This window comes from Paenibacillus sp. 01T422 (genome assembly GCF_056398785.1).
This window is the reverse complement of record NZ_JBFTQB010000217.1, coordinates 1-7938: the sequence shown is the minus strand read 5'-3', so window position 1 is coordinate 7938 and position 7938 is coordinate 1. Positions and strand designations below refer to the sequence as shown.

Sequence of the window (7938 nt, the reverse complement as noted above, 5' to 3'; positions counted from 1 at the left end):
GGTGACGAGGTGGATGCCGGTTCCCTAGAGTCTCAGTGGCTTGATTATTTTGGCAAACCACAAAATATGTTTTTGAAGCTGCCGATCATGGCTGCGGTCGGTAATCACGAAGGGCCGTATAACGACAATTATTATTATCATTTTAATTATCCGAATGATTCCATTCAAAACCCTCTGCCACCAGGCAGCGTGTACTCGTACGACTATGGCGATGCCCACATTATGGTGCTGAATACGATGGATATTGGTTGGGATGATCGCCAGAAAGAATCTTTTAGACAGCAAGTGGAATGGTTGAAGAAGGAAGTAGCCGAAACGGATCGGAAGTGGAAGGTCGTGGCTTTCCATAAGGCGATTTATTCACTCGGTAACCACGCGCTTGATTCTGATATTTTGAGTATGAGACAAATGCTCTATCCAGTGTTTGATGAGCTTGGTATCGATGTGGTTTTGCAAGGACATGACCATACTTTCATGAGATCTTATCAAATGTACAACAACGCACCGGTTGCAGATGTGAAAAAGGATCAGAAAGGGAATGCGCTTAACCCAGATGGTACCCTGTATATGATCAATAACTCAGCGGGTACGAAGTATTACGATCTCCAAAATGGCGTAGACCGTTATTATGCGGCGGTATACGAACAGCCGTATCAACCGATTTTTTCGGGTATCCGGATGACGGAGAACAGCTTCACGATAGATTCGTATAAGTCTGGTCAGGATCAGCCATTTGATACGTATACGATTGTTAGAAATGATGCGAAGCCAGCTCCTGTCGCACAATTGGCGGCAAACAAGACGGTGGACGGCAAGGAACTTCTTACTTGGATCGCACCTCAAGTTGCTAACCCTGAAGATGATGCAGTCAGAGGTTTTAGAATCTATGAGGTAGACGGCAAATTAGGCATGAACTGGAGTACCTATGTGCCAGCTGTCAAAGACCAAGCAAATTATGAGTATGTTGTGCCTGGGACACAACCGGGGCAATCTTATAAATTTGCGGTCAAAGCCGTTGATAAGCGGGACAACTCGGACGCTAGCACGGTTAGCACGGCATTGGCAGCACCAACTGCGCCTGTAGTTGACGATGGACGCAACACGTTCGGCTGGACGAATGTTCCTGGATATACGAAAACAGCTGATTATGAATATTCCGTTGACGGAGGAGCTAATTGGCTGCCAGTAACGGCTAATCCACAAGCGATTGGAGATAACGCTTACCCTGCGGGTGCGGTACAAGTGCGCATCAAAGCAGATGCCACATCAGGGTTATCGGCTGGACTATCTCTCGTTTCGAATCTACCGTTTACCATGAACTTCATAGAAGATACGTATAAAATCACTGGTGAACTCAAAAGAGGAGAGCAGCTGCAGCTTGATGTGACCCTGGAGCCACTGGCTGATTATAGCAGTGATGCTTATATCGTGTTTGAACTGCTGGAAGGTGACAAACCGATTCTCATGAATGCCATTCCGATCAAGCAAAATAAATTAACCTTTAAGCAATATTTCAACGTGGTAGGATCGAATTACAAGGTAAAAGCATTCATTTTTAATCAATATGACAGTGAGCTTCGCGTACCGCTTCAATTAGCAAGACCTAAGCTGTTCGAATAATGGAATGAAGAGAGGAACTGACGACGGTGAAAAAATATATAGCGGCCATTATGGCGTTGTTGTTCGTGCTCTCACCGGTTTCGGCTCACGCAGCAGCTTCATTTACACTTGCCTTAAGTGTAAATGAGGTGCTGCGTGGCGGTGAAATCGAGCTGTCCGGGACAGTTGCGAACAATGCGAAGGATGTTCTAGTTAAGATTATTCGTCCTAATCAAACGATGTTTTATATTAATGCATTAACCCCTGTGGAGGGCAGCTATGCGACGAAGGTAACGATACCAGAGGACGAGGATTTTGCACCTTTTGGTTTGTACCAAGTGGTTGCCGGTAGTGATAACTTGACGGAAACCCAATCTTTCACGGTTATTAACCCGAACGGTGGCGGAACAGATCCGACAGATCCAACGGATCCAACAGATCCTGGCCATCCGACGGACCCAACAGATCCAGGTAACCCGACTGACCCTGGCAATACTCAGCCCGATGACAGTGACTCTGACTCTGAATCCGCTCCATCGAACCCGAACACGATCCCGACCAATGCCGGTAAAACCGCTGACGGAATCGTTCAGCCTGAGAAGTCGACAGATGGACGTTACTTAGTCGGCAGTGAAACATTGAACCAGGCTATCCAGCAAGCTAAGGATTCCATTACGGTTCAACTGCCAGCAGCAACTGGCGATGCAGGCACGGCGCTGGAGTTCCCAGCGAAATCATTGCAGGACCTTAAGGATAAGAATCTGGATCTCATTCTTACCTTCGAAAATAGCACGGTTCGTTTCCCAGCCAACGCTATTTCGGCTTCGAGTGAACAGCAATCGCGTATTCGCATTGATCTGAACACAGCTTTGACACCGGATGCTAAAAACTTGTTGAATCAATCACTTCAGTCCAACCCTGATTACAAGTCAACCGGCGTTATTCTTTCCGTTGAGATTAAACTGATTACCGGAGACAACACAGTTGAAATCCATCATTTGGATAAACCTGCCGTGGTTACGATGGAATTAACGGAAGAACAAGAGAAGGCAATTAGATCTGATCTTGCTGGCGTTTACCATGTGAATGGCACGAACGTTGAATATGTTGGAGGAACCGTTAGCAAGGGGACTTTCACTTTCACGGCTGAGCATTTTTCCTACTATACGATTCTGGAGTATAACAAGACATTTGTTGATCTCGAAGGACACTGGGCGGCACAGTCTGTTCAAGCTCTTACAGCCAAACATATCGTTGAGGGTGTAGATCAACAACATTATGAGCCAAATCGGAGCATAACGCGTGCGGAGTTCGTTACCCTGCTGATGCGTGCATTGAAATGGTCCGGCAACACGTCTGCGCAAACTGCTTCAAATCCGTTCTCGGATGTTGCAGCTAATGCCTATTACACCGAACAAGTTATTGGTGCAGCATCACTTGGCATTGTTTCCGGTTATAACGGAGCATTCCGACCGAACGACATCATTACACGTGAAGAAGCGGTGGTCGCGCTTGTACAAGCCGCCAAGTATTTCAGCCTTACGGAGTCAAATAAAGCTGAGCCTTCTTTTGCTGATACGAGTGAAATTTCGACATGGGCTGAGGCATCTGTTAATCAAGCCTGGTCAAAAGGATTAATTGAGGGAGATGGCGCACGTTTCAATCCGAAAAGCTCCGTTACACGGGCTGAGGTTGCTGTCATGATCACTCGGTTGCTGCCGAAAGGTTCTTAATAAAACGAAAGCGGGAGGACCCCTTCGCAATGTGGAAACGCAAAAAAAAAATTTCAGTTGTCATGACGGTATTGTTCTTATATAGCATGCTGGCACCTTTGGCTTTGGAAGTCGTTTCTGCGGCTACGAATCCCTCCATTCAGGAGATTGAAACCAGAAATGTGGCTTTGAATGCCACGGTAACAGCTTCGGGGCAATGTAACACGAATGAGAGTGCAAGTAGCGCAGTTGACGGCAAGAATGAAACGAAATGGTGCGATAATTCTGGTGTTGCCCAAAAGTAGTTAGCACTCGATCTAGGCAAAGTTTATAACATCAACGAATGGATTGTGAAAAACGCAGGAATCAGTGAGTCGGGGAATTTCCCCTTCTGGAACACCAAGGATTTCCGTTTGCAAAAGAGTATTGACGGACAGACCTGGGAAGATGTCGATGTCGTGAAAAATAATGTGCAGACAATCCTCAACCGGTATGTCCCGGTTTTCTCTGCGCAGTACATCAGGTTTTATGTGGACAAAGCGGCTTACGACAATAACACAGTACGATTGTATGAGCTAGAAGTTTACGGAGTAGATGCCGATCAAATCCCGGCGTATCCTGCAACTAACCTTTCTGCTGTGGATTACGTAGACCCGTTTATTAACACGCTGGGCGACAACGGGCAGGCGAATCCAGGTCCAACCACACCGTTTGGTCTAGTTTCGCTAGGACCGGATAGTGACGGCGGAGCATTTAGTGGATACTATTACCAGGACAAATATTTAAAAGGTTTCTCGCATCTGCGTTTTAGCGGCGTAGGCTGCAGCGGTGCAGGCGGTAACATCTTGATGATGCCGGAAACACGATCTTTTACAAAAAATAGTGCTGAGTATAAGCAGTTGTATGACAAAAGCAGCGAAAATGCTTCTCCTGGCTACTATGGCGTGAAGCTTGCATCCGGTATTGGCGTTGAGCTTACAGCTTCCCATAATGTTGGATTCCACCGTTATACGTTCCCGGCAGCTGATACGGGTTCTGTGCTGGTTGATCTTTCCAACTCTTATGCGGGTATGGTTGATGCTAACCTGACGGTTGAAAATAACAATGAGATTTCAGGTATGATTCAATCCAAGAATGTGTGCGGACATGGGTACTACACCATGTATTACTCCATTCAATTTGATCATGATTTTGACTCCTACAGCTCTTGGCAGGGAGATGCAGTTGGAACAGAAGCTAAGCGCAGCGGCTCGAACAGCGGCGTATGGGTGAATTTTAATACAAAAGACAATAAAGTGGTTCAAGCGAAGGTTGGTCTATCCACAATCAGTGTAGATCAAGCGAAATATGAACGTACACATGATATTGCAAATTGGGATTTCGACGCTCAGCACAGTCTTTCCAGAAGTAACTGGAGTAAGGAACTGAACAAGGTCGAGATTACCGATGCGGATGAAACGAACAAACGTGTATTCTATACCCAGTTGTATCACACGTTCCTTCATCCGAATAACGTTACCAGCTCAAATGGGACATTCAAGGCAGCGAGGGACGAGAATACGATTCGCCAAACCTCTGAATTTGGTAATGACTTTGACTATTATAATGGTTGGACAACTTGGGACGATTTCCGAAAATATTCGTTGTTCTCCCTGCTAGCACCGAAGAAATATGAAAACATGGTGAAATCCATGGTTGACGTATACAACACACGAGGTTCTTATCAGCAGTGGGGTGAAGGATATTGGCCGAGCCCGACGGTAAGAAATGAGTTTAATGGTGCAGTTATTGTTGATGCTTACGCCAAAGGTTTTACAAATTTTGATGTGTATAAAGCGCTCAAAGGGATGTCTGTTGACGCGGACAATTTCTCGATAAGCGATACCGAGATTTCCGGAAAGCTAGAAAAGGCAAACAGCGCTTCATTCCCAATGAAGCTTGCTCAGTTAATCGGAGATCGCGAAACGTACGAGAAGTATAAAGATGTAGCTTTGTCTTATCAAAGTCTGTGGAACGCCACTCAAGTTGATGAGAAGGGCGATAAACGCGGTTTCTTCACACCGAATGGACAGACTGTAAATAAGCAAGATATTTTAGCTGTAGACAAATATGCTTATCAAGGCAATCTGTGGTCTTACCGTTGGTCAGTACCTCAGGATGTGAACGGATTAGCAAGTTTGATGGGCGGCAAAAAAGAAATGGCAGAAGAGCTGCAGCATTTCTTCAAAATCAACGAGTACATGGCAATTAATGAGCCAGATTTACATGTTCCTTATTTGTTCAATTACTTGGGATATCCGTATTTGACGCAATATTATGCAAGAGAGTATACAACGGAAGTGGTTACTCAGAAATATCATAACCATGGACCTTACGCTTTCCCAATGAAATCTCGCGTCTATCGTGATGATCCAGAAGGATATTTGTTATCGATGGATGATGACGCCGGCGGTATGTCTTCTTGGTTTGTTTACAGCAGCATGGGCTTATTCCCAGGAAATCCGGGAGAAGCGAATTACTTAATAGGTTCGCCTATTTTCTCTGAATTAAAGCTGCATCTGGATAACGGTAAAACCTTTACAATTAAGGCGAACAACGTATCCAGTCAAAATCGCTTCATTAAGTCAGCCCAGCTGAATGGTAAGGATTTCAATCAAGCTTGGATTACTTACGACGATATCATGTCGGGTGGTACGTTGGATTTTGAAATGGATGCCAAGCCGAATACAAGTTGGGGAGCATTAGCTAGTGCGGCACCTCCGACGATGGATTATAATGCCGACATTACAAACACATTAAGTCATCAGAAATTGATTGCCGAGCAATCTGTGTGGAAATATCAAGATAAAGGTCAGTACGCAGGCGAAGGCTGGATGAACTTGGCTTATGATGATAGCTCTTGGGCTGCTGGTCCAGCTATGCTGGGGTATGACAGTTTGGGTAGGGTAAAAACAAAAACAAGTTATGGTCCGGATGCGAACAATAAATATCCGACGACCTATTTCAGAAAAACGTTTGAGATGACAGATTTGAACGATATTCTCGAATTGGATGCTAGTCTGATTCGTGATGATGGAGCTGTCGTGTATCTCAACGGACATGAAATTATCCGCACGAATATGCCGACAGGTGAAGTGAGCTACAACACCAAAGCAAATGCAACCGTTGGTGATGAGCGGGATCGGAATGTTTATGTCATTGACCCATCGTATCTGGTTAAAGGCACTAACATCGTGACCGCAGAGGTTCATCAGGTGAATGCAACGAGCTCAGATATTGCCTTTGAGTTTAGTCTCGAAGCGGTGAAGAAGATGATGAAGCCAGCAGCGCCAACAGCACCAATCGTAGATGATAAAGCCAATACCTTCGGGTGGACAGCTGTCTCTGGCTTCAATCAAGCAACAGACTACGAGTTCAGCACAGATGGCGGCGTGAAGTGGAAACCAGCAACAGCAAATCCACAGACTGTAGGACCGCTCGATTATGCAGCAGGCCAGATTCAGGTTCGCGTTAAGGCAAATGAAAACGCGAATATAACGTTTGGTCACGAGCTTATCTCTCAAGCGGCCTATACGTCAGACATTCAGTGGGATGTTTATGATCTTAAAGCAGATGTGAGCCGGAATGGCAACATGGCTGTTAATGTCACTGGAACATTAAAAGGGGATTACGGCGATTCGGCTGTTGTTGTCTTCCAGCTCATGGATGAGAATGAGAAGGCATTAATGTCCAATAGCGTGCCAGTAGAAAAAGGAAGCTTCCAGCTTTCGCAGCAATTTAACGTGAACGCAAGCAAGTTCCAGATGAACGTTTATCTGGTTAATGCTTACAACGGCAATATCTATGATTCCTTATGGCTGGCGGAACCGATCGTATCGAAGCCTGAGCCTGGCACTCCGTCAGAACCGAAACCTCCGGTCGTTGTGGACCCTGAGCCGCTTCCAGACCCGCTTCCGTTACCAGACAAAACGGAAGATGAAGAAGAGCCGCCTACACAGGATGGCTTAACGATTCAGTTCGAGAATCGTACAGAATGGTCGCCAGATGTTAATACCTTTAACAATGGACCATTAAAAACAGAAGCAGGTAACAACGGAACGGTTGTATCCAATACGTTTAACGGGGCTTGGCTTGCTTTTGACCAATTTAATTTTGGTACCAAAGGCGCTAATCAAATCACGGTTGAATATGATGCTCCAACGAATAAAGTGCCAGTGGGCAGTCAACTGGAAATTCGATTAGGTGCACTGGATGGTGACCTTGTCGGAACTGTCAACTTGACGAATTCTGGCAATGGTTGGGGAACCTATAAAACGGTGAGCGCTCAATTGAACAAAACCGTAACAGGGCTACAGAAGGTATACGTGGTCATGAAAGGCAGCACAACAAGCGCGCTTCCATACATCGGAAACTTTGACCGTTTAACCTTTGCAAAAAGTAGAAATGACTTTGCGAAGCTGGAATTGGAAACCTACGATGATTGGTCGACTGACCTGAATCCAGGCAATTCGCTGCCAATGAAAACAGAAGGTGGAAAAAGCGGGCAGCAAGTTGCTAACACCTTTAATGGTGCATGGCTTGCGTATAAAGCAATGGATTTTGGTACGGAAGGTGTTAACCGCTTGTC

4 protein-coding genes are annotated in these 7938 nt (G+C 45.5%); all 4 read left to right on the top strand.

Annotation, left to right across the window (positions count from 1 at the left end; genetic code table 11):
• Positions 1–1620, top strand: a 1620-nt coding sequence (locus AC1DUA_RS14310; protein ID WP_477500405.1) for a metallophosphoesterase, incomplete at its 5' end; no start/stop codon positions are given.
• A gap of 26 nt (positions 1621–1646) precedes the next feature.
• Positions 1647–3332 (top strand): S-layer homology domain-containing protein, encoded by a 1686-nt coding sequence (locus tag AC1DUA_RS14305; RefSeq protein WP_477500404.1) that lies wholly within the window; start codon positions 1647–1649, stop codon positions 3330–3332.
• A gap of 29 nt (positions 3333–3361) precedes the next feature.
• The gene (locus AC1DUA_RS14300; RefSeq protein WP_477500403.1) at positions 3362–3616 is read left to right on the top strand and encodes a hypothetical protein; all 255 of its coding nucleotides are present in this window, start codon (positions 3362–3364) and stop codon (positions 3614–3616) included.
• A 45-nt stretch (positions 3617–3661) separates the two neighbouring features.
• Positions 3662–7938 (top strand): GH92 family glycosyl hydrolase (locus tag AC1DUA_RS14295; protein ID WP_477500402.1); only part of this gene is annotated, 4277 nt, incomplete at its 3' end.